Source organism: Aminipila luticellarii (genome assembly GCF_004103735.1).
Classification (GTDB): Bacteria; Bacillota; Clostridia; order Peptostreptococcales; family Anaerovoracaceae; genus Aminipila; species Aminipila luticellarii.
Map to the genome: position 1 here is coordinate 2,349,298 of NZ_CP035281.1, position 24,530 is coordinate 2,373,827.

27 protein-coding genes and 1 riboswitch are annotated in these 24,530 nt (G+C 50.7%); of the genes, 2 read left to right on the top strand and 25 right to left on the bottom strand.

Annotation, left to right across the window (positions count from 1 at the left end; translation table 11 throughout):
* Positions 1 to 18 precede the first annotated feature (18 nt).
* From EQM06_RS10900 to EQM06_RS13290, 11 genes are all read right to left on the bottom strand, one after another.
* On the bottom strand, positions 19 to 1,389 hold the full coding sequence (locus EQM06_RS10900; protein WP_230974961.1) for an MATE family efflux transporter: 1,371 nt from the start codon (positions 1,387 to 1,389) through the stop codon (positions 19 to 21).
* A gap of 98 nt (positions 1,390 to 1,487) precedes the next feature.
* Entirely contained in the window at positions 1,488 to 2,366 is an 879-nt protein-coding gene (locus EQM06_RS10905) for a GGDEF domain-containing protein (RefSeq protein ID WP_128746467.1), read from the bottom strand.
* Positions 2,367 to 2,594: 228 nt separating this feature from the next.
* On the bottom strand, positions 2,595 to 3,461 hold the full coding sequence (locus EQM06_RS10910; protein ID WP_051085487.1) for a DUF1016 N-terminal domain-containing protein: 867 nt from the start codon (positions 3,459 to 3,461) through the stop codon (positions 2,595 to 2,597).
* A gap of 84 nt (positions 3,462 to 3,545) precedes the next feature.
* Complete coding sequence (locus EQM06_RS10915; protein ID WP_230974962.1) at positions 3,546 to 3,917, bottom strand: hypothetical protein; 372 nt, start codon at positions 3,915 to 3,917, stop codon at positions 3,546 to 3,548.
* Positions 3,918 to 3,931: 14 nt separating this feature from the next.
* On the bottom strand, positions 3,932 to 4,213 hold the full coding sequence (locus EQM06_RS10920; RefSeq protein WP_018213952.1) for a DUF4314 domain-containing protein: 282 nt from the start codon (positions 4,211 to 4,213) through the stop codon (positions 3,932 to 3,934).
* A 99-nt stretch (positions 4,214 to 4,312) separates the two neighbouring features.
* Positions 4,313 to 5,932, bottom strand: coding sequence for a recombinase family protein (locus EQM06_RS10925; RefSeq protein WP_128746468.1), 1,620 nt, complete (start codon positions 5,930 to 5,932; stop codon positions 4,313 to 4,315).
* Positions 5,914 to 6,801, bottom strand: a complete 888-nt coding sequence (locus tag EQM06_RS10930; protein ID WP_018213954.1) for a recombinase family protein — start codon at positions 6,799 to 6,801, stop codon at positions 5,914 to 5,916. The genes EQM06_RS10925 and EQM06_RS10930 overlap by 19 nt, the downstream gene beginning before the upstream one ends.
* Before the next feature lies 1 nt (position 6,802).
* Positions 6,803 to 8,383 carry a recombinase family protein gene (locus EQM06_RS10935; protein ID WP_018213955.1) on the bottom strand — a complete coding sequence of 527 codons (1,581 nt, stop codon included), beginning with the start codon at positions 8,381 to 8,383 and terminating at the stop codon, positions 6,803 to 6,805.
* Positions 8,384 to 8,475: 92 nt separating this feature from the next.
* A complete protein-coding gene (locus tag EQM06_RS12920) occupies positions 8,476 to 8,634 on the bottom strand; it encodes a hypothetical protein (RefSeq protein WP_018213956.1) in 159 nt (52 codons plus the stop codon).
* Positions 8,609 to 9,016, bottom strand: a complete 408-nt coding sequence (locus EQM06_RS10940) for a type II toxin-antitoxin system PemK/MazF family toxin (RefSeq protein WP_018213957.1) — start codon at positions 9,014 to 9,016, stop codon at positions 8,609 to 8,611. The genes EQM06_RS12920 and EQM06_RS10940 overlap by 26 nt, the downstream gene beginning before the upstream one ends.
* Positions 9,006 to 9,140 carry a hypothetical protein gene (locus EQM06_RS13290; protein WP_018213958.1) on the bottom strand — a complete coding sequence of 45 codons (135 nt, stop codon included), beginning with the start codon at positions 9,138 to 9,140 and terminating at the stop codon, positions 9,006 to 9,008. The genes EQM06_RS10940 and EQM06_RS13290 overlap by 11 nt, the downstream gene beginning before the upstream one ends.
* Before the next feature lie 14 nt (positions 9,141 to 9,154).
* On the opposite strand from EQM06_RS13290, the gene EQM06_RS10945 reads away from it, so the two are divergent.
* On the top strand, positions 9,155 to 9,457 hold the full coding sequence (locus EQM06_RS10945; RefSeq protein ID WP_128746469.1) for a hypothetical protein: 303 nt from the start codon (positions 9,155 to 9,157) through the stop codon (positions 9,455 to 9,457).
* Positions 9,458 to 9,668: 211 nt separating this feature from the next.
* Here EQM06_RS10945 and EQM06_RS10950 read toward each other — a convergent pair whose 3' ends face one another.
* From EQM06_RS10950 to EQM06_RS10985, 8 genes are all read right to left on the bottom strand, one after another.
* Positions 9,669 to 10,088 (bottom strand): sigma-70 family RNA polymerase sigma factor, encoded by a 420-nt coding sequence (locus EQM06_RS10950; RefSeq protein ID WP_018213959.1) that lies wholly within the window; start codon positions 10,086 to 10,088, stop codon positions 9,669 to 9,671.
* A gap of 417 nt (positions 10,089 to 10,505) precedes the next feature.
* Positions 10,506 to 10,594: riboswitch (cyclic di-GMP riboswitch) on the bottom strand.
* Positions 10,595 to 10,961: 367 nt separating this feature from the next.
* A complete protein-coding gene (locus EQM06_RS10955) occupies positions 10,962 to 12,812 on the bottom strand; it encodes a heavy metal translocating P-type ATPase (RefSeq protein ID WP_026184152.1) in 1,851 nt (616 codons plus the stop codon).
* Between the two features lie 157 nt (positions 12,813 to 12,969).
* Positions 12,970 to 13,191, bottom strand: coding sequence for a cation transporter (locus EQM06_RS10960; RefSeq protein WP_026184153.1), 222 nt, complete (start codon positions 13,189 to 13,191; stop codon positions 12,970 to 12,972).
* Positions 13,192 to 13,217: 26 nt separating this feature from the next.
* Positions 13,218 to 13,574, bottom strand: coding sequence for an ArsR/SmtB family transcription factor (locus EQM06_RS10965; RefSeq protein WP_018213960.1), 357 nt, complete (start codon positions 13,572 to 13,574; stop codon positions 13,218 to 13,220).
* Positions 13,575 to 13,892: 318 nt separating this feature from the next.
* Positions 13,893 to 14,075, bottom strand: coding sequence for a hypothetical protein (locus tag EQM06_RS10970; protein WP_018213961.1), 183 nt, complete (start codon positions 14,073 to 14,075; stop codon positions 13,893 to 13,895).
* A 140-nt stretch (positions 14,076 to 14,215) separates the two neighbouring features.
* Complete coding sequence (locus EQM06_RS10975; protein WP_018213962.1) at positions 14,216 to 14,545, bottom strand: helix-turn-helix domain-containing protein; 330 nt, start codon at positions 14,543 to 14,545, stop codon at positions 14,216 to 14,218.
* Positions 14,546 to 14,802: 257 nt separating this feature from the next.
* Positions 14,803 to 15,069, bottom strand: a complete 267-nt coding sequence (locus tag EQM06_RS10980; protein ID WP_018213963.1) for a helix-turn-helix domain-containing protein — start codon at positions 15,067 to 15,069, stop codon at positions 14,803 to 14,805.
* A gap of 15 nt (positions 15,070 to 15,084) precedes the next feature.
* Entirely contained in the window at positions 15,085 to 16,908 is a 1,824-nt protein-coding gene (locus EQM06_RS10985; RefSeq protein ID WP_018213964.1) for a VirD4-like conjugal transfer protein, CD1115 family, read from the bottom strand.
* Positions 16,909 to 16,988: 80 nt separating this feature from the next.
* On the opposite strand from EQM06_RS10985, the gene EQM06_RS10990 reads away from it, so the two are divergent.
* Positions 16,989 to 17,534, top strand: coding sequence for a ClpX C4-type zinc finger protein (locus tag EQM06_RS10990; protein ID WP_018213965.1), 546 nt, complete (start codon positions 16,989 to 16,991; stop codon positions 17,532 to 17,534).
* Between the two features lie 32 nt (positions 17,535 to 17,566).
* Here the strand turns inward: EQM06_RS10990 and EQM06_RS10995 are convergent, their stop codons facing one another.
* The 6 genes from EQM06_RS10995 to EQM06_RS11020 all read right to left on the bottom strand — a co-directional run bounded on the left by EQM06_RS10995 (position 17,567) and on the right by EQM06_RS11020 (position 24,528).
* Positions 17,567 to 18,511, bottom strand: a complete 945-nt coding sequence (locus tag EQM06_RS10995) for a DUF3991 and toprim domain-containing protein (RefSeq protein ID WP_018213966.1) — start codon at positions 18,509 to 18,511, stop codon at positions 17,567 to 17,569.
* Positions 18,512 to 18,660: 149 nt separating this feature from the next.
* Positions 18,661 to 21,543: a MobP3 family relaxase gene (gene mobP3, locus EQM06_RS11000; RefSeq protein ID WP_018213967.1), complete on the bottom strand. Its 2,883-nt coding sequence runs from the start codon at positions 21,541 to 21,543 to the stop codon at positions 18,661 to 18,663.
* Positions 21,543 to 21,959, bottom strand: coding sequence for a hypothetical protein (locus EQM06_RS11005; protein WP_018213968.1), 417 nt, complete (start codon positions 21,957 to 21,959; stop codon positions 21,543 to 21,545). The genes mobP3 and EQM06_RS11005 overlap by 1 nt, the downstream gene beginning before the upstream one ends.
* 380 nt (positions 21,960 to 22,339) lie before the next feature.
* Positions 22,340 to 22,606, bottom strand: coding sequence for a DUF6103 family protein (locus EQM06_RS11010; RefSeq protein ID WP_018213969.1), 267 nt, complete (start codon positions 22,604 to 22,606; stop codon positions 22,340 to 22,342).
* A gap of 14 nt (positions 22,607 to 22,620) precedes the next feature.
* Complete coding sequence (locus tag EQM06_RS11015; RefSeq protein ID WP_018213970.1) at positions 22,621 to 22,995, bottom strand: DUF3846 domain-containing protein; 375 nt, start codon at positions 22,993 to 22,995, stop codon at positions 22,621 to 22,623.
* A gap of 24 nt (positions 22,996 to 23,019) precedes the next feature.
* Positions 23,020 to 24,528, bottom strand: a complete 1,509-nt coding sequence (locus EQM06_RS11020) for a peptidoglycan DD-metalloendopeptidase family protein (protein WP_018213971.1) — start codon at positions 24,526 to 24,528, stop codon at positions 23,020 to 23,022.
* Positions 24,529 to 24,530: the final 2 nt, after the last annotated feature.

Here is a 24,530-nt window from a genome sequence, read left to right on the forward strand (position 1 = left end):
CGTTCCTCTTCATGTTTCCTATTGTATCACACGATCCTCTTCCTTGTCTTTAGGTAAAAATCGAAAGAAGTGAATGACAAAGGGTATGGATACAAAAAAGGTCAACGTATCCGATAAGGTCTGGGATATCTCCACCCCTCTTAACCCCATTAGGCGGGACAAGATTAAAATGATCGGAATGAAACATAAACCGCTTCGAAGAGCCGACAAAAAAGTAGCGATGACATTTTTACCGATACTTTGAAACATCATATTTCCGCAAATGGCTAACGGCATAAAAAACAACGCCATCAATTGGATACGCAAGGCAAAGGTTCCGATTTCGATAACAGCGGGATCATTTCTGAAAAATCCAACCAAACGAGAAGACAAGAGCATTCCAAAAACAGCCATGCATCCCAGACAAACCTCTCCTGCGGTTACGGTAAAAATAAAGCCCTGCCTTACTCTGGAATACTTTCCCGCACCGTAATTAAAGGCTGAAACCGGCTGAAATCCCTGTCCGATACCCAGTGCAACAGCGAAAATAAAATAACAAATGCGGTTCACAATAGTCATGGCGGCTACCGCCGCATCGCCGTAAGCTGCCGCCTGACTATTCAAAATCATGATGGATACGCTGGACAGTCCCTGTCTCATCAGACTTGGCAGCCCGGTCTTCATAATTAAGAACACATCCTGAAATTCTCTGGAAATTAATCGAAAAGCAATCTTACTTTGGGTCTTTCCCCTGAGAAATGCAGCCAAAAGAATAAAAAAGCTGACGACCTGAGAAAGGGCTGTAGATATTCCGGCTCCTTCGATGCCCATGTGCATTTTTGTCATCAAAATCCAGTCACCGGCAATATTTAGAACGGCTCCGGAAGTCAATCCGATCATCGCAAAAAAGGCCTGACCTTCATACCTCAAAATATTGTTCAATACACAGCTACTGGCCATCCATGGCGCTGCCAGCAAAATAAATAATCCGTACATTCTCGCATAGGGCAGAATCGTCTCCGTGCTGCCCAAGAGCCTCATAAAAGGATTTATAAAAATCAATCCCAAAAGGGTCAAAAGAATGCCGATTCCAAAAGAATAGAAAAAACTGGTGGAGGCAAACTTAGAGGCAATATCTACATTTTTCTCTCCAAGCTTTCTGGCTATAATACTTCCGGAACCGTGCCCGAACATAAACCCAATTGCCTGAATGACCGCCATCAGTCCAAAGACCACGCCCACGGCACCGCTGGCACTGGTCCCGATTCTGCCTACGAAATAGGTATCCACCATGTTATAAATATTCGTTACCAGCATACTGACGGTAGTGGGTATCCCCAATGTAATAATCAGTCTGGATACCGGGGTTTCCGTCATCTTCTGATACTGTGATACTTCTTTTTCCTGCACTTACATCATCTCTTTTCCTCATCATATCATATTATATTTTTTCATAAAAAAGACACCATCCAAAGGTTAGTCTTCTTTCTAACCTTTGGGGTGTTATTTTAGTTTTTTCCGTCTTTTTTCTCTTGGTACATTTTTTCATCCGCTCTGCGGATCATTTCTTCCGCTGTAAACGAAGACTGAGACATGGTCTGCACCCCTAATGAAGCTGTGATTCTTATCTTTTCATTCTGTATAGGCACCTCAATAGAGGAAATGTTGCTGCGAATACGTTCTGCAATCCGCAATACTTCATCCTCCTCCATATTGTTCAAACAAACAATAAATTCATCGCCTCCATATCTCGCCGCCCAATCCAAATCAGCCCGTATGCTGTTCTGCACAGCGGCAGCCACCTGCTTTAGCACCAAATCTCCTGTTATATGTCCATAGGTGTCATTAATGGTCTTCATGTTATCTATATCGATGAAAATAGTAGACAAAGGTTGTTCTGCCACTGTAGCCTTGACGATATCCACCGGTAACCGGTCATCCACAAAACGCCGATTATATAAGGATGTCAAATGGTCTCTGATTATCATATTATTCATATCGTAAATAATATGACGCATCTCCTTTCCATCATTATAGTTCCCGGTTCCAATCATCATACTATCCGTAGCATTCTTAAACAGTTCCAACACAGCAGCTGTATCATCCGTTTCAATGGGAATTGCCGTAACCAGCATAATAGCATCCTGATCTTGTTCGAGCTTTATATAACTTTTATTTTCACAGTGAGCACGGACAGAAATACAATTATCACATATTCCTCCATTCCCCCAGTAATCGTAACAAATCCTGCTTGTTTTTCCCATGCTTCGATCACGATACTCCAAGACTTTCTTATGAACAGGATCCACCAGTCTTACTGCGTCATACATTTTATTAAAAAAAACCAGATTCTGCTCCAGCTTGTCAAGGGCTATCCTCTCCGCCATCCTATTTTCTCCTCAGTTTTATAGTCATCATTCATATTTCTACTACAAGAAAAGACACAGCCCTCTTCACGGAAAGCTATGTCTTTTTGTGGACACCGTGGAAAAAAGATTTCTTATCTTTCTCCAAAGAGAGCGCCAAATTCTCAAAATAAATCAGATTCTCCGCAGGCAATGACCAATTTTATGATGCCATAAATCCTCAGACTCTTCACGGCCGTGTTCAAATAATTATGCGGCTGTTTTCGGTCGATGTACTTGCCATTGATAATTCCTGCCCTGTTTTCTGATGAAAGGCGGCGGGAGCTTCTTCGGTTGAACCATATCTGGCGGCGGCTTTAAATGGATGATTTGTTTCTGCGCCAATGGTTTTGGCGAAGCGGAGCGCTCCAGAAACGGGTAAGCCTGCCAGCATGAAATGGACTGTTTTCGCATATTTTTCATTCTTTTGCCGGTTGGAATTATTGTGAGAATTTCACTGTAGCCACTGCCAGTGCCTCGGAGCAGAGTATCCCCTTGGTGGGGAGGCTCACACGCTGTCACAAACGGCTCACACGCCGTTTCAACTGATGTGGTGGTGTCTACTGCTTCATCGATGCGGCTATCGCTTACAGGGGCGCAGCTGGGTTCCACGTTTTCGGAGCAAATTTCTGCATGGAGGGTCTCGGCAAAGGCATCCTCCTGAATGGCATTCATGAGCGACAGCTTGGAAAGGTTCCGTTCCACCGCAAGGTCAATATAAAACGAACGCTGCGCATCGGTTTCACAGCACTCCAGTATCACGGCATTTTGTGTCCAGCCAAGGGACTGTGCCCTGCTCATAAGAGCCGGGCTGTTTTCATAAGTGCGGTAAAAGTCACGCATCCTGCGGAGATTGCGAAGAGAGAAGCCTTTCAGCGATGGAAACCGGTCGGCGAGCATCTCAGACAAATGCGTAATAAACGCTTTTTCTCCCTGACGGCAGATACATTGACCGATCCTCGTATAAAGCTCCAGCAGTGCCCGATTGCAGGGCTTTTCATCTTTTTCATAGCATTCAGCTACCGCAGAGGCAATCTGTTCCAGATACAGGGCACTGTTTTTTTTCAATGCTTTCATAGGTTTCTCCTTTCCGGCTCCGTGGGAGCCTGTTTTTTTATGTACCCAGCAGAGCAAGCTCCGCCGGTGAAATGCTTGGAATTGTTAGTAGCTTTGTTTCATTTCAAGGCCGCCGTCCTGTTGTGCAGTTGCTTCATCCATATGAACGCCCAGCCGGTTGGGAAGATAATCACTCAGCCAAGTGCCGCCGAAAGCACTGTGTGACTGCAAACGCCATATGGCGAGCTTTCCCATATGCAAATCCACATTTTCCATAGAAAACAGCAGATTGGTGCAGCCGTCATGCTCAAAAGCGAAAACATCCTTGAAGGTATCGCCGTTTTGCAGAATTCCTTCCTGTGTCAGCAGCTCGTTGATGCCGTTTACCCATTCTGAAAGCTCCCCGCCGCAGCCTTGAAGAATCAGTCCCTCATGGTCTGTCATGGTGCGAAGCTCATCTGTCGTAATCCGTTTCACGGTGCATCCTCCTTTCATTCCATCCTCATGCCGAACTGCGGAGTGGGACTTTCCTCCGGCTCAGACGGTGCTGGACGCGAGAGCACCGAGAAGCTGTCCTCTCCGGGAACGACACCGAGGGTGCGTCCATTGTCAAAGGTGCAGTGAAGCGTGCCGATGTCATCTACAAAATTTACAGTTCCTTCCGTTCCCGGCGCAATGGGCGCATAGGGGTCATCCATACTATTGAGTCGGATGCGGGTTCCGCTGGGATACCGCTCCTTCATCCGCTGTGCTTTTTGGTAATCGAAAAACATTTTCATTCCTCCTGATATGCTTTGAATTTATGTTCAGCTACTTATGGGATATAGAAAATCAGGTGCAGGATATTTCACCGCACCTGATTGCTGTTGCCCTTATATGATCTGCTCAATCTCCGTTCCGTCCTTGAAACGGATGAGCAGTTTTTCTTCGCTGAGTACCGTAATGGCGCTGATCAGCTGCCGCACCGTGACCTCGTCAAAGGCAGTGATGCCGGTGTCCGCCGATTCCAGCTCGGCGGCAAGCTGCTCTGCACGCTCGTCCGCCTGTTCGGTATCCTGCTTATTTTTCTCCAGCTCGCTCCGTTTTGCCACCAGTGCGGAGAATTCCATACTGACCTTCTTCAGTTCCTCATCGTATTGGGTGGAATCCGCTCCCACGGCGGCGGCAAGCTGAAGGAGCCGGTACTGCTGTTCCCGCAGTTGAGAAAGCCTGCTGTCGATGGCTGCAAGGCTGGTTTCGCCATTTCCCGGCAAAAGGGCTGTTCGGATGCTGTCCTGCAGAATTGCTTTCAAGCTCTTTTGGCTGAACATTTCGTTCATGGCACTGACCACCGCAGTGTGAATCCTGTTTTCCTCCAGCGTGGGGGCGTCCTTGCAGAACTTCTTACCATTCTCCAGACGGTTGATGCACCGCCAGACAATTTTTTTACCCTCCGGTCTGGTCCATGTCACTCTGCGGTAGGGACTGCCGCAATTTCCGCAGGATAACAGCTCGGTCAGCACATATTTGCCGCTGTATTTGGCAAGCTCGGTTTTGGCGGCGGCGCTGACCTTTTTCAGGCTGGAGCGCCGTGCCATTTCCTCCTGCACCCGCTGAAAGGTCAGCCGGTCGATGATGGCGGGATGGCTGTTCTCCACGTAGTATTGGGGAAGCTCACCGGTGTTCTTCTTAGTCTGGCGAGTAAAAAGGTCTGCGATGTAGGTTTTCTGGAGCAGAGCGTCCCCCATGTATTTTTCGTTTTGAAGCATCCCCCGTATCACGCCGTCATTCCACTTTTTATGCCCCCGCGCCGTTTTGATGCCGTCCGCCTCAAGGTCTGCGATGATTTTGGCTACGCTGTGCCCAATCAGATACCGTGAAAAAATCCTGCGGACGATTTCCGCTTCCTCCGGGTCGATTTCAGGCAGATCGTTCTCGCCCCGGCGATAGCCTAAAAATCCGGCATAGTGAAAGTAAACCTTGCCGTCCTTGAAATTTTTGCGGTGTCCCCAGCGGATGTTGCCGCTCATGGACTCGCTCTCGGCCTGTGCCTGGCTCATCATAAAGGTGAGAATCATTTCATTGTCCATGTAGAGGGTGTTGACATTTTCCTTTTCAAAGAAGACGCCCACGCCCATCCGCTTGAGCCTGCGGACATAATCCAGACCGTCCAGCGTATTCCGGCAGAACCGGGATACCGATTTGGTGATAATCAAATCCACCTTGCCCTTTTCACAGGCCTTGATCATCCGCAGGAAATCCTTGCGCTTTTTGGTGGAGGTTGCGGTTTTGCCCTCGTCCGCAAACATATCCACCATGGTCCACTCCTGCTGGGCGGCGATTTTTTCGGTGTAATATTCAATCTGCGCCTGATAGCTGTCGAGCTGTTCCTCGGAGCTGGTGGAAACGCGGCAGTAAGGCGCTACCCGCAGGCGCTGCTTGCGGATATCCTTTTGGTTGTGCTTGGGATCAGCGGGAATCACCGTGACTTTTCTCACTGCGCTTTCGGGCACTTTGCATCCTCCTTTCCATCTGCTTCAAGGGTTTTTCCGTTGATGAGTCGCAAGCGGAGACTGCCGTGGGCGGTAAATTGGATTTCCTGCACTGCGATTGTGAAAAGCTCTCTGAGAAGTTCCGCATTGATGGATTGTGTAAGGATTTTCTCCTTCAGTCTCTGCATCTGATAGTAAGGCATATAATCAGGCAGTCCGCTGTATTGCTCGGCGGCACAGACCAGTATCAACATTTTGGTGTACTCCTGTCCCGGCTCCGCTTTGTTCAGCTCCCGGATGACCTCGTTCTGGATGCGTACCGCCTCCAGCGTCGGCTCCTCTATATTTTGCGGCAGAAACCATTCTAAGAGGTTGGGGGTCTGCGCCAGCACATTCAGCCTATCGGATAGGGCTGTGCGGATGTCCTCGTCCTCTATGTAACGGCGGTTGGTACAGCCCTCCTTTTCGCAGTACCAGCGGGGCTTTCCCCCAGCTCTGGTATCGCGGAGCATCCTGCCGCCGCACACGCCGCAGACCGCTTTTTCACGGATGGGTCCGATATAGTCCGGGCAGGGTGTATAGGCATTCTTTTCTCTCCTGATAAGCTGGGCACGCAGAAAGGCTTCCGGCTCAAGGATGGGGGGATATTCCTTTTCCCCAAGATAGCGTTCGTTTTCGAGGATGCGCTTGACCATGTGCTTGTTCCATTCGGCCGTGTGGCTGTGGTAGCGAAGCCCCCGGCGCATCATTTCGGCGGCAATTTTGCTGTAGGCCATGCCGTCAGTATAAAGCCTGAAAATCTCTTTGACCGCCGCTGATTCTGTGGGACAACACTGCAGCTCACCCCTTTTCATGGTGTACCCGAAGGGGATTTTTCTCTGCCATGCCATATTACCGCACCGTCCTTTCCATGGTTTCTTTCAGCATCAGACCGTTGTGAAGGCTGATATTCATTGCTGTTTCCGATGAGATGAAGATGCTCTCCACCAGCGTTTCAAACACTTCCTCCGTGAGCGCCTCCAAATATTCGGGGCTGTCCTCCAGATAATCCAGCATGGCTTGGGTCGCTTTAATCTGACTGTCCTCGCCGTTGGCCTCCATGATGCGGCGGCGTTGACGGCGCAGCTCCCGGAGCTTAAAGTCAATTTCGCCGGTTTGGGATAAATAAAGAGCAGAATCTACGTATCCCTTCGACTTGAGTCGAACAAGAACGAGATTCTGCTCGGTGAGCTGGGCGATTTCCTTGTCGATATCATTGATTCTGCGGTTGGAGCGAAGCTCCTTTTCCCGAAGCTCGGTCAGCTGAGATAAGACCGGGGACAGGATTTGCGCGCGATGCCGTTTCAGCTTGTGGTACATGCGGAGGATTGCCGTGACAATCTGTTCCTCCGGTATCTGTGAGGTGGGGCAAAGGTCTTTATCACGGTCATGCCTCCGGCAAGTCCAGTAGACCTTGTTATTGACGATTTTTCTGCGGAACAGGGTTCCGCAGCCTTCACAGCGGATTTTCTTTGCCAGCAGTGCGGAGGAAACCGTTCCGTTTGTCTGCCTCCGTCGGCTTTCCATCAGTGCCTGTACCCGCTGAAAGTCCTCCTTGGAAATAATCGCCTCATGGCAGTTCTCTACAAAATATTTCGGCTTTTCGCCCTTGTTGCGCACTTGCCGGAAGGGGATTTCGTTGGTGGCGAAGCTCTTTTGCCAGAGCATATCTCCGGTGTAGGCGATGTTGGTGAGGATATATGCCACTGTGCTTGGGTGCCAGACGGTTCGCCCTTTCGTGCGGGGGATGCCTGCTTTGTTCAGCTTGTCTGCGATGTCATCCTTTCCCTGACCGCTGAGATAAGCGGCATAAATGCGGCGCACCACCTCGGCCTGTTCGGGAATAATCATCAGGGTGCGCCCCTCCAGCCTGTAGCCGTAAGGCTCGGACGGCGAGAGGTAGTCGCCTTTTTCCATACGGATGCGGACGCTGATCCGCATATTGTTTGAGTGGTTCTGTGACTCCATCTGTGAAAAAGCGCCGTAAATGGTGGCGATCTGCTCCGACGTCATTTTGCCGGTGTCGATGTTCTCCTTTTCAAAGTGGATAGAGATGCCCAGCCGAAGAAGCTCCCGCACATACTGGATATATTCTTTGGTGTTTCTTGCGAAGCGGGAGATGGATTTGACGAGGACGCGGTCGATCTTTCCGTCCCGGCAATCCTGAATCATGCGGTTGAATTCATCCCGCTTGCTTGCCACAAGGCCGGAAATTCCCTCGTCGGCATAAATGTCCGCCAACTCCCAGCTGTCCTGTGCGGCGATGTGCCGGGTGTAATAATCCACCTGTGCGATGTAGGAGTTCTGCTGATCCTCTGAATCGCTGCTCACACGGGCGTATGCCGCCACACGGAGCTTTGCAATTTCCGGCTTTCTCGCCTGTATCAATGTGATTTTCGGCGCTACCGCCGATGTTGAATTGGATTGATACATCTTTTTTCCCTCCTTTCAACGACATACACTACCACACCTCCGGGCATATAGCTACTGAATAGTTGATAATATTCAGAAAACAATTCCGGGACTCAGCAGAGCGCGATGATGGTGGGGCGCAGCCTGCGTTCCAAGTCTTTTTTAACCTGTTCAAGTTCCTTGTCCGTCATGCCCTTGACGGCTGCAAGCCGTTCGAGCTGCTGCAGGGCGGCAGCGTACATCAGATTATCGGATACCTGTGAATGTGTCATGGTGTATTCCTCCCTCATAAAAAAACGCCGGTTCAAGTCCGACGCTGATTGCCAGTGCTTCGTCAATTTTTTTCATTTCCCGCATATCCAGCCTGCCAATCCGTTCCTTGAGCCTTACCCGGTCGATGGTGCGTATCTGCTCCAGAAGTGCAAATGACTCTCTGGATAATCCGCCTGTTCCTGCGATGGCCGTGTGGGTGGGCAGAGGCTTTTTGGGCTTGCCAGTGATGGCGCAGACGATGGTGGTGGGGCTATGGCGGTTGCCTACATCGTTTTGCAGGATAAGTACGGGACGGATGCCCCCTTGTTCCGAGCCGATAACGGGGCTTAAATCGGCATAAAAAATATCGCCTCGGCTGATGGTTTGCATGTTAGCGTTCAAATTTGCACCTCCCTTGTTTGACATTATTTGGTTTCTTAATGGCACAAAAATAGGGACCGCCCTGTATGATCTGCTTCGCTGTGAGAGCCTCCGCAGGCAGGGCGATCCCCATTGCTTCTGACATTAAGATTTCTTGCTGTGCTTAATTTGACACTACTCCCCAAGCACCAGAATCCTGCTGCGCAGGACTCAAAAGGCGACGGCCTGAACTGCGGCTGGCTTCACCGCATCATAGGAATCTCACCTCCACCGGGATCTCCGCTGGCTGCCCTCATTGCGTGGTCCCCCGGTCAAGGGGGGGCTGTGACTGGACAGAAGTATCAATATAGGCTGACGGGATCATTGCGAGACAGGCTGCCACAGCCCGCTTTTCGGTCGGATGGGTACCGCTCTGCACCTTATTTGGCCGTCTTTGATAGGTTGGAAAATGAGAAACCATGAACAGAATAAAAGGAATATGGTCGCTTTCATGTTCTCATCGCCGTCCTACAGGTGGTCTTGGCGCATCCTCCGAAGTCGCTTTCCCTTTTGGGGTCCGTCAGCTAACGTATTCAGGTCGTCGGATATGAAATTTTCAAAGAGCAATGAGGGTGAATAGAAAAACCCCCTCACTACTAAGCCGATTTCGTGAGGGGGTCTACAAAAAATATTTTTACTTTTCTATCATTTTTTTGAGCTTCAGCCGAATCTGTCGTTCACGGTAGCTGATAGTTTGTTGCTTGATACCGGTTTCCCGCTCCAATTCCGACTGAGATTTTCCTTGAAAGTACAGGGCAAAGATTAAAGCCTGTTCCTCCTTAGAAAGCTGTGCGAGGCACCTGTGGAGCTCTTCCGTTATGAGCTTGTCCATGACCACATCCTCCACACGGGGAGAGACAAGGTCCGGAATCCCATCCTCACCTGTAGTTTCCGCCGTATCCATGGCACTGTAATAAAAGACGCCGTTTGCCGTATCCCTTTCCTCCAGATAGGTTTCACGACGCTTCATGCGGTGATAGGTAAAATAGACTTCTTCACTAACCGGTACAAGCTGACCCTGCACCTTGATTCGATACTCTTTTTTCTCTGCCATATGGCTTGTCCTCCGTTTTCTGAAATTTTGATGGTGAGTCAAAATGTCAGAAGCGGAGGGGAACGGCAGCGTGGAACGATAGCTGTTATATATAAAAACAGATTGTTAAATTCTGTAAATTCACGTCGCTGTAGCGGTTTTCTTGTCGAATAAAAAAAGTCAGTAGATTGCCCTTGGCAAAATACTGACTTTTTTAAAGTAGACTTATGAAATTGTGTATGTAGAGTAAGGAATAGATAGATTGCGCCGTCTTTATCTACACCTCCGTGCGGGAGGGTAGCTGTTATTACTCATAGAGATACCTCTTTCTTCCGTGGCAGGCGAAAGCCGGTATCCCGATATCCAAATAATCCGTCAAAAGCCGTAAAAGGGAGCAAGGGCGTGCCCTCTGTTGGAGAGGGCACGCCCTGCGCGGTTTTTGGCAGCCAGGCTATCATAACGTTCCAAAACGTCTTAGACCCTCGGCTTTGCGCCCCCGGTTTTCAGCGGGTTTGCCCTTGGCTTTATTTATTTGTTGTTCTTACTTTGTTGTTCTTACGCCTTTTTCATCCACCTCATAACTATCGATTTAATACCACTTACCTTCGCTCAGAAGCCACTTGCCGGATATCATCACGGCGTTTGCGTCAAAGTAATACCGTTTTTTGCTGGTTTCACTGCCGATGTCCTGCTAGCCCGTCAGTGCTTTGTTGCCGGAGTAATATCGCCAGGTACTGATGTTCGGCGATCAGCGTCTGAAACACCTACAAGCGCACTACCATCTGCACGAATACCCGCCGGATGCTGCGAAAGTATGTTGTTGTCTGCTGTCCAGCGTGACAGCGAACCGTTTTGTTTTGTCCTCGCCCTCCATTTAACAGGCTTTCGTCCTGATTATAAATTCTTTGTATTCAACGCGCGGAAGGAGTTCAGCACTGCAATGATCGTCACGCCAACATCCGCAAACACGGCTTCCCACATAGTAGCGATCCCAACCGCGCTGAGTACAAGCACAATGGATTTTATCGACAAAGCAAGCCATATGTTTTGCTTTGCGATTCGGAGCGTCTTCTGAGATATCTTCATTGCTGTTGCCAGCTTGGACGGCTCGTCGGTCATAATTACGACGTCGGCGGCTTCGATGGCCGCGTCGGAACCCAATCCGCCCATCGCAATGCCTATGTCGGCACGGGCTAAAACAGGCGCGTCGTTAATGCCGTCGCCTACAAAAGCCAGCTTTCCATTTGCCGATTTTTTCGCCTGCGCCAGCAGTTCCTCCACCTTTTCCACTTTATCTCCGGGAAGCAGTTCTGTGTAGACCTTATCCAGCCCTAATTCTTTGCCGACCTTCTCACCCACGCTTTTCGCATCGCCCGTCAGCATCACAGTCTGATGGATGTTTGCTTTTTTGAGCAGCCTTATCGCTTCTGCCGCATCTTCCTTAACCTCATCGGCAATTACGATATATCCGGCATATTGACCGTCAATGGCAACGTGTACGGTTGTTCCTATAATCTCATCCCGCGAATATTCAACACCGATTTTTTGCATTAACTTGACGTTACCGGCAAAAACTTTACGGCCATGAACCGTTGCGCTGACGCCGTGGCCCGCGATTTCCTCAACATCAATAATTTTTTCATTGTCGATATCTTTCCCGTAGGCCGCTTTCAACGAGAGCGAAATGGGATGATTGGAATAACTCTCAACATAAGCGGTAAGCTCCAGCAATTCTTCTTCGGAAATGCCGACAGCGTTTATCTTTTGAACCTTGAACACACCTTTTGTAAGGGTTCCTGTTTTGTCAAACACAACGATTTCAGTCTGCGCCAATGCTTCCAAATAGTTACTGCCTTTGACAAGAACACCGCGCCTTGACGCACCGCCAATGCCGCCAAAGAAGGAGAGCGGTATGGAAACAACCAACGCGCATGGGCAGGAAACAACCAAGAATGTCAATGCCCTGTATATCCAGTCGCCAAAGGTAGCGTCGGATATTACCAGCGGCGGGATGATCGCAATTAGAAGCGCGGCAGCCATAACGATTGGGGTATAAACCCGCGCAAATTTTGTAATGAAGTTTTCGGTGTTTGCCTTTTTGCTGCTGGCGTTTTCAACGAGGTCAAGTATTTTACTGACAGTCGATTCGCCAAATTCTTTTGTGACCTCAATCGTCAGAACACCGTTCACATTGATACAGCCGCTTAAAACATCCGAGCCGACGCCGGCTTCGCGCGGAACGGATTCTCCGGTCAGCGCAGAGGTGTCGATCATTGAATTGCCGTCCAGCACTTTGCCATCCAACGGGATTCTTTCACCTGCGCGGACAACGATAGTATCGCCAATCGCCACCTCGTCCGGGTCGGTCTTGATCAATTCGTCGCCCTTTTTCACATTTGCGTAATCGGGGCGTATATCCATCAGGCTTGCGATAGACTTCCGGGACTTAGCAACGGCATAGCTTTGAAAATACTCGCCAACCTGATAAAACAGCATAACGGCAACAGCTTCGGGATATTCCCCAATAATAAGCGCGCCAACGGTCGCTACAGTCATTAAAAAGCTTTCCTGAAAAACCTGGCCTTGAAAGATATTCTTGATAGCCTTTACCACTACATCGGTTCCGACTACGATATAGCTGGCAATAAAGATAGCGGGTTTAAGCCAAAGGATGTCTGTTTTAACCAGCAGCCCGATTGCAAAAATGACTGCGGCTATGATAATTTTTACAAGTTTCTTGTTCATGTTGAACTCCTTTCTCCTCCTTAGATAAGGGGACGAGCATGATTGAGCATGCACTCAACTGTTAATGCAAAAAAATTTAGTTCTCTGAAATACCTTTGCTTTTGGCATAACGACTCGTTGCGTTATGCCAAAAGCCGGAAATGCTTGGTCGTGAGTGTTACGCCTTTTTCATGACAACATGAGGTTCATGCTTCTTGACGATTTTTTCGGCGGTCTTAATAATTTCGTCCATTTTCCCGTCGTCAGCCTCAAGAACCATCTTAGCCGTCATAGCGTTTACTGTTACGTCCGTTACACCGTCCAACGCCTTGACTTCCTTTTCGATTTTCGCCGCGCAGTTCGCGCAGTCCAACCCTTCCAATCTGAATGACTTTTTCATCGTAGTTTTCCTCCTGTAATTAAATTTTATTCTGTTACATGGCTTATGCTTTGTTCCAAAACGATTTTCACATGATCATCTGTGAGAGAATAATAAGCAATCTTGCCGTCTTTCCTGAATTTTACAAGATTTTCTCTTCTCAATGTGCGTAACTGATGTGATATAGCAGATTTTGTCATGCCAAGCAAAACAGCTAAGTCACAGACACACATTTCATTGGCATCTAATGCCCATAAAATTCTAACCCTTGTGCTATCCCCCACGACTTTCAAAAATTTTGTCAAAGTATTAAAAGTGTCATCTGAAAGCATTTTTATTTTAACTGCGTTTACGATTTCTTCATGTATAACATCACAATCGCAAACATCGCTTCTGACAGACATAAATAACCCTCCCTTCGAAATCTTAATTGAGTATTGACTCAACTATATTCTTATTATAATTGAGTCAATACTCAATTGTCAATGATAATTTGAAATTTGGTTATTTTTTATAAACCTTGAATCTTCACCATCTGTCCAGAAGTTTTGCTTCGGGATAGGCGCAGCAAAACGGGATTATCGCAGCACTGTCTTTGAGCAAGTTTTGTCGGGGCGCATATAGCTGCTCTGTCTATAGACATAGGCCTTTACTTTGTTCAAGCTGCTATTGCCTTTGTCCCTTTTACCTCCGCGAATGTACTAATTGATCATCATCCTTTTTCATAAAACTGTGATCTGTATTTTAAATGCTCCTGTTCTAACTGCTTCCATCTGCGGCGAATCGTAGGGTATGTTTCTCTCTGCCAACCGCCGCAGCTTTTCTCTGCGCTTTTCCACGGTCAATCCCAGGGTATAGAGCTTTCCTGCCTGTTTAATCAGCTTGGTTTTTTCTTTTGTTGTCATGATCATCTTCTCCTTGCTTTTTGTAGGTATATAGCATATACAAATATATTCTACAACCTTACGAATAGCAAGGGGAAAGAACCGACACTTCATCGAACAGAAAAAAAGAACCTCATCACTGAGATTCTTTTTCTACCTTGTCAGGATTTCTTTTCAGGCTCATACATTGCGTCTATCATCCGCTCCACCATTTTGATCTGTTCAGGATTTAGGTGCTTACACTTTTCAGCAATTCCAGTCAGTGTATTCAGCTCATTCCACTCTATGCTGTCCTGCACAAAATAATCAAGGGAGCGGTGAAGGACATTCCCGAATTTAATCAGTGTTGAAATGCTGGGCTGATATTTCCCAGCCTCAATCTGCCTGATATATACGGCGCTGATATCGCACTCCTGAGCCAGTCTTTCCGAGGTATAATCGGACTCTTTTCTCACGGCGGCCAATCGCATACCAAGTGCCTTTCGATCCATCTTCTCACCTCCGACCGTGGGCAATACACTACAAGAATATATGTTATTATATTACTCCGATGTTGTTTTTTAATAGCGAGCAATAGCATATTTTTATATATGCTATAACCCTACAATGAGTTTGTTCTTTTTCTGTAATAAATATTCTTAGAGTGAGAGGTTCTGGTGGGTCCATCATGAACCGCACCTCGGTTCAGCTCGCAGACGGAGTATCCCCTTGGCGGGAAATCCGTCTTTTCGCCTTTTTTACAGTTGGGCTATTTTTTCAGAATCAGCCGGTTGCTGGTATTGCTGCCATTCTCCCGGTAGCGAGATTCCTTTTCAATAAGCCCTTCCTTCACCAAATCATTCAGGGCGCGCTTGACGGTGCTGCGGGAGAGCTGCAAGTCGGCGGCTATGGTCTTGACCGCAGGCCAGCAATCCGAACCTTTTCCCGCACGGTCACGGAGGTAAATATAAACCGCCCTCGCCCGATGGGGGAGCTCATCGGGCGGGGCAGAATAAATGTGGTTAAAGTAGCTCATGGTTCATCGGCTCCTTTACGTTCTGAGGTGGCTGCGCCGCTTCTGTGGCTCTGCGGGCGGTTCCGCCACGGGTGTATGGAGTGCTCCGGTGCCGGTGGGCAGTTCAAGGAGCTCCCCGGTTTCCTCATCCACCATCAGGCAGGCTGTGTGCTTGCGGACGATGTTTTCCTCCAGCGTCTGCTTGTCGGCGTACACTACTTTGCGGTTCGCCTTTTCCGCCACGGTATAGGGCTTTCCGAAGCGGATGCCCCAATCCAGAAACAGCCGCAGTCTTGTCCTCATGGGATGAGTACCGGTTTTCATGACGACAAAGTTTCCTTTGGGAATGGATTTCAGTTCGTCCGGCGTCATGAGAGGACGCTCCATCATCTGTAAGGACTGGCTGGGATCATTTTTGCCACGGCTGATACTGCCACTCATAACGGTACGGCTGCCCAGCGCCTTACTCAGCACCTCGGCAGTCTGGCTGTTTGGCGCGAATCCGCCGAAGATGGTATCCTGGCAGTTGTCCACGATAATTTCCGAACCCTCCTTGCCGTAATTTTTTTCAAGCTGACCAAAGGACTGGATAATGGGGATCATGGAAAGACGGCGGGATCGGCTGGCCGAAAAAATCAGCTCCAGCGATTCAATGGCAGGCAGTGTACCCAGCTCGTCACAGTAGAACATCACCCGGTTTTTCAGCTTACCGCCGTTTTCATCCGCCACAGCGAGGATTTCCCGGTAGAGCTGCTGAATCATTAAGCTGACCATAAAATATTTGGTCAAATCTTCTTCGGGCAGGACCACAAACAGCGCGGATTTTTCATTGCAGAATTTCTCCGCATCAATGGCTGTATCAAAGCAGAGTATCTGCTCCATTTCAGAGTCGAGAAAGGCATTCAGGCGGGACAGCACGGTAGAGAGTACCGACGCCATGGCCTGTTCCGCGGAATTGAGGGCGGCTCCCGCAAACCAGCGGGCCTTGTGGTCGGGCGGCAGCTTTTCCATGAGGAGCTGGAACTGACTTTTGCCCTTTACCTTACTGGGGGCCAGCAAATCCTGCACCAGCTTGAACACGCTGATGATATGGCGGCAGTCCACCTTTTTCCCGTCTACTTTGGTGGGCGGCAGATATTCCGCAACCAGCAGAATGATGGAGGACAGAAGTCCCTCGGCGGCATCATAGAAAAACTGATTTTGCCCATAGTTCTCGCCGCTGGCGTTGATGATGGTTTTGGAGATGATTTTTGCGTATTTCTCCGCTTTGGCCTTTGCCACAAGGTTGTTTTCATCGGCAAGGTAGGCATCCATGTAGGTGTTGACCAGCTGGAGCATATTGTTGCCGTCGGAACGGGTGGGATTTCGAAGGTCAATGACAGCCACATGGTAGCCGTAATAGTCACGGGCAATGCCGCCGTAGTTGCGGAACAGGTCCCCCTTGGTGTCGGTGGTCAGAAAGCTCATGCCGCTGGCGCAGGCATATTCCAGATTGGGGTACAGGAAAAACGCTGTCTTACCCACGCCGGATGCGCCGATCATGAGGCAGTGAACATCGTCGGTATCCACCAGCGCCGTGACCTTGTTCTTTGCTCCCATGCTGCCGAGGATGATACCCTGCTCATCTGTGGCAGGGAGGCATTGACCCTTCCGCCACAGCTCCGCCTGAAAGGGAATGTGTTTGTAAATGCTTTTGATTTCCTGCTTGGTGGCAAAGCGCGCCGTTCCATGTTGGCCGTCGCCCACTGTGCGGGATTTGATCCCATTGAGTGTGTAATAATGAGCCAAAAGAGAAAGGCCGCCGATGATGAGAAACATCACGGCGGCCGCTGCGATTAAGATGTAGACTTGGGATTGCATGGGAAACTCCTTTCTTCACAGTCAATTTAGTGGTAAAATAAATCCATAAAAACCATGTTTATCGATAAAGGGGACATATAATGGACAAGGAATTATTACTGCTTGACAGCAAATTGGATTATCATCTGTTTCTCTATAAACAGCTCACGGAGCAGCTATCCTCCATTCAAAAATGTGCGGCTCAAGGCAGCATCGAAAGCTATGAGTCAATGCTGGCGGATGAAACGCTTCGGGATGCGCTGCTGCTGAAATTTATTCTTTTCCAGCGCACCATTAAAAAGGTTGGATTCTCAACAATGGCAAGCCGCTACAAGATGCGGTTGGAAAAATTTCCGTGGCTGGAAGCGGAATACTTTGACCAGAACTGCGTGGTGCATTATGATTGCGTGTGGTCGCTTCTGCAGGACATAAGGCCGCTGAAACGACAAATAGAGCGTATCAAAAAATATGATGACGCCCGGTATGAAGAGCATGGCGAGGATATTCACTGCAGCTTCTGCGGCAAGGGTCAGCAGGAGGTTGAACGCATCATTGCCGGTACCCATGAAGCAATCTGCAATGAGTGCGTCGGGCTCTGCTCCGAGATACTGGAGGAAATAACGGAAGATGAAAACGGGAAAAAATAGTTTAGGCAGTGCCATTTAGAACTGCCTTTTTTCTAAGCCATCCGCATTTCAAAACCGCTCTGCATTTGTTGCACCGCTTCCGTTAAATCATCATTCCAGTCCTTCCCTTGAGACATGAGTCGCTTCGATTCATAGCCCTGTTCCGCAAGCTGCTGGTTCAGCCGCTCGCTGGCCTTGTGCCCGGCTTCATCGTTGTCCAGACATAGCGACACTTGTCGGAGATGCGGATACTGCTCCAGCATCCACACCATCGCCTGACCGCCGATACCGCAGAGGGACACATAGCTGTGCCGCTGCCAGTCCTGCGGATGCAGGGTGATAAACGATAGTAGATCCACCGGCGCTTCAAAAACATACAGATGCTCACTTTCGCCAAGCCAGTGAAAGCTGTGGCGGGGATTGCAACCGTCTACATTCCCTTTGTACGCCTGCCCCAAGGTGTAAATTCCGCGCTTGTGGGCATGGCGGGCAACACCGTTTTCATCCAAGCCCACAAACACCGCGTTGTGGTATTCCTTTGTCCCATCCTGAGATTTTTCGCAGCTTTCGTAGAGAAGTTTCTGCTTTGCAAAGAAGCTGACCACCTCCCGGCCGATGCGCCGGGTTTTTACCAGATAGGCATAGACACGGCGCATATCCGTGTGGGCCGGTGGGAGCGCAAAGGGCTTTTTCGGTTCCTCTTTCTTTGCCTGCGCCGGTCTGTAGATCTCGCTCTGCTCACCGCCCAGCAGCAGGGTCACGGCTTCGGGGTAAGAGCAGCCGTAGAACTTCCGCACGAAATCAATGGCATAGCCGCCGCTCTCTGCGGAGTGGTCGTACCACTCGTTTCCCCGGACGGTGATGCTGTGGTCGGAGGCCAGCCGCTTATCCCGTCCGCTGGGCAGGAGCTTTTCCCCGCGCCGCTGGAGAAAGTCTGCCAGCTCCACATTGTTGGCACGGTATTTCTGTTCATCCGTAAAATGCACATACACACCCATAGAGCACCTCCTAACTATGGCGATTGCCGATTTGATGAAAAAATGCCGCCCTTTTTACAGGACGGCATTGCTTTGGGTACCGGTTTTTCTGAATAGGTATCCGCCCGGTTTTCTTTTTCTGCTTTTTCACGGGTATCCTCCAATCATTTTTAGAGTGACATGGTCTGTTCGTAGTCGTCCCGCGCATGGCCCTGCGCCTGCTTCTTCTCCCGGAGTTTGCGCAGGAGCTTGCGGTCGGCGCGCTGTCCGGGCGGTTTCAGAGGCGGCGCGTTGTCTGCAAACACACGGCTCATGTGATGCAGGAGCCGTGTGCCCGCCAGCAGGACGGAGGGGTCTTTGAACTCATCTATATGGTCAAGGAAAAACTGCGCGTAAACATTGCCCTGCGCCGCCGAGAGGGTAAACCACCGGACAGCGGCTTCCTTGTCCTTGGGAATGTCTTTTTCCATCAGGTACAGTTTTCCGAGAGTGTACTGCGCATATTGATTGCCCTGTTCAGCGGCAGCCGTCAGAAATTGCAGGGCGGCCGTAATGTCCTTTTGCACATCTTCTCCCATGAGGTAAACCTTGCCCAACCGGTATTGTGCGAACTGATTTCCCTGTGCGGCGGAGCGTTTCAGGTATTCCAATGCCTTGGACACATTCTTCGGAACATCCTCTCCCTTGAGATAGAGAATGCCGAGGGCATATTCGGCAAATGGATTCTTTCGGTCGGCGGCAAAGGTCAGCCAGCGGATTGCGGCTTCCACATCTTTGAGGACGCCCTCGCCGCCAAGGTACAGCTTGCCGAGCCGGTATGCGGCAAAATCGTTGTCCCACTCTGCCGACAGGGTATAGAGCCGTACTGCCTCGGAGATGTTTTTCGGAACGTGCTCTCCCTTTTCATAGAGCTTGCCGAGAAAGTATGCGGCATAGGGGTTTTCAGCCTCCACCGCTTTCCTGAGATAGCCAAGGGCCTTTTCTACCTCTTGCGGTTGTATTTTTTCATCGGAGAGAATGAGCTTGGCAAGCTGGTAGCAGGCAAAGGGATTTCCCACCGTTGCCGCCTTTTCAAAGTATTCCTTTGCTTTTGTCTCATTCATTTCCGTGCCGACGCCGTTCAGAAGCATCCATCCCAGCCGGTACTGGAGCTTATCGTCGTGCCCTTTTTCCTCCAGAAAGACAAAGCCGAGAAAGGCTTCCTTGAAACGCCGGTCAGCTTCCACACTGTTTTTTTCGCAACCGATGCCGTCCCGCAGCATTTTACCAAGCTCAAAGTTGGCATAGGGAAAGCTCTGGTCCGCCGAGCGGGTGTAGAGGGCAAAGGCGATTTCATGATTCTGCTCCACGCCCTTGCCGTGGTAATACAGACCGCCGAGGGAATACTGCGCATATTTGTACTTCTCGTTTGCAGAAAGAGTGAGCCAGTCCGCCGCTTGTAAATAGTCCTGCTCTGTGCCAAGCCCTGCGGCGACCATTTTGCCGATGCGGTACTCGGTGTACTTCCAAGGCTTTTCTTCCTCGGCAGCATGAAACACCGCAAGGGCTTTTTCGTACCAGCCATAGGCTGCATCGGCGTTCGCTTCGCACCCAAGCCCGTCGGCGGTCATACGACCAAGATCATAGAGTGCCAGGGGATTCTCTTTATCCGCTTCTGCGAGGAAAAGTTCACGGGCTTTTTCAAAATTCTGCGGGATTCCGGCATCCTCATCGCCATGCAGATGTTGCTTTGCCAGCTTGTATTCCTCCGTCCACCATGAGGTGGGGGCTTTCTCCCCACTGCTGAAGGACTGAGCGGGCGGCGGTTCGGAAGCATCCTCCGGTTCGGCGGGTGTGTTATCCGGGGCAGACTCCACGGCGGGTGTATCGTCATCCGGGGTGGCGTCCGGCAGAGCGGTTTCCACAGAGGCCGGTTCCTCAAAGGTCATCGTACCGCTGCCAAGGTTTAATGCCTCCTGAATGACCCTATTGCGGATGGGTTTGAAATCCTCGCAGCGGGAAAGGGGCGGCGGCTCGGAGGGTGTTTCGGTGTAGACGGACTCAATCCTGCCCCTGACCTCCCACCACAGGCGGTAGGCTTCGGCAATGCGGCTGTCCTTGGCAAGCTCATCCACGATTTCATCCACCACATTTTTCAGGTCAGCTTTCAGGTAGCCGTACCGTTTTTTGCCGCTGACCGTTTTCAGACGCTCCGCCAGATGGGTGAGGAGCTGTTCCATGCGCTCACTGACCAACGCGCCGCCCTTCATCTGGCGAATCAGCTCTCCCATGGCTTCGGCGGCCTGCTGCTTTACATCATCCCGCCGCTGGGACTTTTCTCCGTAGAGCGGAATCAGCTCCTGCCGGAAAATCTCATTTGCCAGAGCGGATTTCATTTTACGGATGCCCTGCTTGGTAAGGTAGCCCTCCTGCGGATTTGTACTGTAGCAGACCATGTGAACATGCGGGTGGTGCGATTCATTATGAAATGCGGCGTACCATTTCAGGTGGTCCGGATGTATTTTCAGATTCTCCGCAAGTTCCATCGCTTTGGAGGAAAGCAGCGCTTTCCATGCACGGGCGTTGTCATAGCCCAGCCGGGTGGCATCCTCACGGCGCAGGGAAATAATCGGCGCCCAGACATTGCCGGTGTGGGAGGCCACTTCGTCAGCAACCTGCGCTAAGACCAGCGGCGCATCCCCGGCGGTGAACAGACCATGACTGTCGAACTTTTCGACGCGGGGACGGTTTGCGATGTAATCCAGATATTTTTCCCGGCCGCTGATTTGATCAAGGTTCTGTTCCAGCGCAATGGAGATAAACTCCGAGGCATTTCCACGGTTAGGATTCTTACAGTAATCCTCGTATTCAAATAAATCCTTGGTATCAGGAAACTCCCGTAGTATCTGCGCGATCAGCTCCTGTTGCTTTTTGGTGGAATGCCAGAGCCGGTGGGCACTCTCCATTTTTTCCACACCGTCACGGGTGGCAATGTATTTGACGAGGTTATTTAAATGGGCGGCGGTCTTTTCCCCGCCCTTGAGATAGGGAACCTTGAGAATGATCCGCGCCATTATTCTTCAGCCTCGGCGCCGTTCTGGAACTCCACCGCATCATCCAGACGAATTTTCCCTTTGGTCTTTTTCACCTCGGCAACGCACCGGCCGCGAAGCCGGTGCAGTTCCTCATCGGTAACCTCCAGCGTAGTTGCCAGCAGATGCATCATCATACTAATTTCCACCGAGAGGCGAAACAGATTGCTTGCCACCCGGTTCTCGGTTTTCTGCAGCGTTCCCTCCATGGAAGAAAGCAGGGCCTTGGAAAGATAGGAGGAGGTGTCCTCCGTTCCAAGGTAGCCCATGTAAAAGCAGAGCGCCTTTTCGATAAACTCACTGCGACTTTTGCAGTTGTCCTGATTCAGCCAGCCGTCCAGCCGTTCCATGGTTTCGGGGTACAGCCAGACCGCCGTTCGTTCCTTGTTGTTTTTCATGGTAAAACCTCCATTTTTGTGGGTGTTCACCTGTGAGGTGACCGTATAAAATCCTTTGTGTCACTGCGTTTTCGCAGATTCCGACCACCCTGACCGTGACAATTCCCCAATCCGACCACCTCACGGGAAGGTGTAAAAAACGTCCAGCACTGCTGGGCGAAGTGGACGGCGGGAGGGCGCTTGCGACCACCCGCCTTTATCCTGCTCTTTTTTCGACCGTGGAGACTGCTGGATTTGGGGTGCAGAGAGCCTTTTCCCAACGCTCGCACAAAGCCCTCACGTTGCCGTTTAGAGTGGGATGGGTGCATGGATGCCACACCGCCTGTCAAAGCGGCACACAGGGGCGAACAGGGGGCAACGCTGGGGGACGGGCATGCGCCTTAATGTGCCGCCCTGTCCTGTGTGCCATCAGCGGCAGGAGCAGATTTCTCTTTTTCTTTTTGCTTTTTGGGCGAAGCGGTGGCGGGAGCATCCTCGCAGCCCTCGTCAATATATTCCCGGACGGAAGACGGAACGTATTTTTCATAGAGCTTCTGCAAGGAATCGCAGAGCTCCTGTGTGAGATCCGCATCCTTTTTCTCCATGTAGCGTTTCACCGCACGGAGCTTTTCGCCGTCCATTTGCACGGTAATGCTTTCTTTTTTCATGCTGAGTGTCCTCCTTAAAATCGAAATCCCATAAAGGTGAAGCCGGGTTCCAGCTCCGGTTCCTGCCCGGTGAATTCGGGAATGTCAGCAAAAAGCTGGCTGTATTCCGCGACCTTACTCTTGCCGAGCGAGGTAAAGTTGCCGTCATAGGTGGTGTCGCAGACAAAAAACGGACCGCAGATAATGTCCGCGCCCAGCCGCCTGTTGGGCGGCATTCCGTTTATTTTGCCTTCCTCATTGCAGACGGCAACGCAGCCGTTGGGAAAGCTGATGCATTCAATCAGGCCGCCCACCTCCGCCTGCAGGCTGGCAAGGTCATTTTGAATTTCCTTGACATGGGGCGCCTGCCCCGGCTCAATTTTGAGTACCTTAATCTTGTTCTCACGCATAAAATCAGCCCTTCCTTCTTAAATTTATGGTAGATAATTTCTCGGATTTTGCTTCACACCGTTCACCCGCACCTCAAAGTGCAGATGGTTTCCGGTGCTGCGCCCGGTGGAACCCACCTTGGCAACGGTTTCCCCGGCTTTCACGGTTTGCCCCTCACGGACGAGAATCTCAGAGCAGTGACCGTATAAGGTGACCAGCCCGCCGCCGTGGTCAATGGTGAGATAATAGCCGTAGCCGGTGCTGCCATAGACTACGGTTTTCACTGTTCCCGCCTGTGCCGCACGGATGGAGGTGCCTTTCGATGCGCCGAGATCAATACCGGAATGCCCCGCCCACTCGCCGGTGAGCGGGTCCGTCCTGCCGCCGAATTCAGAGGTCACCATGGAGCGCCAGTTCTTACCCAGCGGAGAAATCAAGCCGGAGGCGGAGGCTTCCGGCGCTTCCGCGTAGGGTCTTGCGTACAGCACCTGCTTGCCGGAATCGAACAAATCCCGGTAGACGACCTGTCCTTTCGAGGAGGATGCGTCCACCACCTTGCCGTCCCCGGCGTAGATGCCAACGTGGGTAATGTTCATGAAGCGGTCGTTGGGCTTGTGGCTCCAGAACACCAAATCTCCGGGAGCAAGGCTGGATTTTGGAATCGTCAGCCCGTTGTCCACGCAGTATTTGCCCTGCGCCGCAGCCGTGCCAGGCAGATTTACCCCCAGCTTTTTGTACACCCACTGTACAAGATAGCTGCAGTCGGTGTAGCTGCCCTGTCCTCGAAGCTCCTGCGAATACGGGTCTCCAAGGCGGGAAAGCCCCAGCCGGACAGCCTGTGCACCCGCTTCTCCGACAGGCAAATCGGAATAAAAACCGTCCATCTGATCCGGCGTCCAGTCCTCCCACAGCCCGGAATTGTCATCTTCCATGGGCGCGCCGGTGCCATATCGGGCGCGGTAATAGATTTCATTGGCGTTGGCCTGATCCTCATAAGTGACGGCTCTGCCGAACAGCGCGCGGATGTTGTTGTAGACAGCGGGCAGAGAGGTGATGGGTACGGCTACGGTATAGGTTTCTTCCGAGGTGGTGCCGTCGCCGTTCTCCACGGTGCGGGTGCGTTCCTCATACGTCACAAAGCAGTCCACATAGCGCCGGTGTTCCAGTCGGGAGGGGGACGCTGCGCCGAAGAACAGAGAATAAAAAATTGCCTTGACCCGGTAATTGTCAAGGCTGTCGCCGTCCTCCATCTCTGCGTTCACGTTATCGATGGCATTGTCTATGAGGGTGAAGCTCTGGCGCATATCCCCGATGTATTCCCGGTACTCCGCAGGCATACTCGCCGGAATGACACCGCCGTGAAAGCACAGCTCCACGGCGGTGTTGTTGTGGTTTGTGGTGCCGGAAAGCAAGGAGCAGACCAGCACGACGACCAAAATCAGCGGGGACAGGACGGCGGCAATGATCCAGCAGATGGTTTTCCGGGTGCGTTCATCCGAGAGCGCGGTAGCGGCGGCTTTTACAACAGCTGCGATGGTTGCGGGATCTGCCATGC

Bases quoted from the DNA above. Each gene is read 5' to 3' on its own strand.
- EQM06_RS10905 (WP_128746467.1), bottom strand. From the start codon at position 2,366: ATGGCGGAGAGGATAGCCCTTGACAAGCTGGAGCAGAATCTGGTTTTT.
- EQM06_RS10910 (WP_051085487.1), bottom strand. From the start codon at position 3,461: ATGAAAGCATTGAAAAAAAACAGTGCCCTGTATCTGGAACAGATTGCC.
- EQM06_RS10920 (WP_018213952.1), bottom strand. From the start codon at position 4,213: ATGTTTTTCGATTACCAAAAAGCACAGCGGATGAAGGAGCGGTATCCC.
- EQM06_RS10930 (WP_018213954.1), bottom strand. From the start codon at position 6,801: ATGGCATGGCAGAGAAAAATCCCCTTCGGGTACACCATGAAAAGGGGT.
- EQM06_RS10935 (WP_018213955.1), bottom strand. From the start codon at position 8,383: ATGTATCAATCCAATTCAACATCGGCGGTAGCGCCGAAAATCACATTG.
- EQM06_RS12920 (WP_018213956.1), bottom strand. From the start codon at position 8,634: ATGACACATTCACAGGTATCCGATAATCTGATGTACGCTGCCGCCCTG.
- EQM06_RS13290 (WP_018213958.1), bottom strand. From the start codon at position 9,140: ATGTCAGAAGCAATGGGGATCGCCCTGCCTGCGGAGGCTCTCACAGCG.
- EQM06_RS10950 (WP_018213959.1), bottom strand. From the start codon at position 10,088: ATGGCAGAGAAAAAAGAGTATCGAATCAAGGTGCAGGGTCAGCTTGTA.
- EQM06_RS10955 (WP_026184152.1), bottom strand. From the start codon at position 12,812: ATGAACAAGAAACTTGTAAAAATTATCATAGCCGCAGTCATTTTTGCA.
- EQM06_RS10960 (WP_026184153.1), bottom strand. From the start codon at position 13,191: ATGAAAAAGTCATTCAGATTGGAAGGGTTGGACTGCGCGAACTGCGCG.
- EQM06_RS10965 (WP_018213960.1), bottom strand. From the start codon at position 13,574: ATGTCTGTCAGAAGCGATGTTTGCGATTGTGATGTTATACATGAAGAA.
- EQM06_RS10970 (WP_018213961.1), bottom strand. From the start codon at position 14,075: ATGACAACAAAAGAAAAAACCAAGCTGATTAAACAGGCAGGAAAGCTC.
- EQM06_RS10975 (WP_018213962.1), bottom strand. From the start codon at position 14,545: ATGGATCGAAAGGCACTTGGTATGCGATTGGCCGCCGTGAGAAAAGAG.
- EQM06_RS10980 (WP_018213963.1), bottom strand. From the start codon at position 15,069: ATGAGCTACTTTAACCACATTTATTCTGCCCCGCCCGATGAGCTCCCC.
- EQM06_RS10985 (WP_018213964.1), bottom strand. From the start codon at position 16,908: ATGCAATCCCAAGTCTACATCTTAATCGCAGCGGCCGCCGTGATGTTT.
- EQM06_RS10990 (WP_018213965.1), top strand. From the start codon at position 16,989: ATGGACAAGGAATTATTACTGCTTGACAGCAAATTGGATTATCATCTG.
- EQM06_RS10995 (WP_018213966.1), bottom strand. From the start codon at position 18,511: ATGGGTGTGTATGTGCATTTTACGGATGAACAGAAATACCGTGCCAAC.
- mobP3 (WP_018213967.1), bottom strand. From the start codon at position 21,543: ATGGCGCGGATCATTCTCAAGGTTCCCTATCTCAAGGGCGGGGAAAAG.
- EQM06_RS11005 (WP_018213968.1), bottom strand. From the start codon at position 21,959: ATGAAAAACAACAAGGAACGAACGGCGGTCTGGCTGTACCCCGAAACC.
- EQM06_RS11010 (WP_018213969.1), bottom strand. From the start codon at position 22,606: ATGAAAAAAGAAAGCATTACCGTGCAAATGGACGGCGAAAAGCTCCGT.
- EQM06_RS11015 (WP_018213970.1), bottom strand. From the start codon at position 22,995: ATGCGTGAGAACAAGATTAAGGTACTCAAAATTGAGCCGGGGCAGGCG.
- EQM06_RS11020 (WP_018213971.1), bottom strand. From the start codon at position 24,528: ATGGCAGATCCCGCAACCATCGCAGCTGTTGTAAAAGCCGCCGCTACC.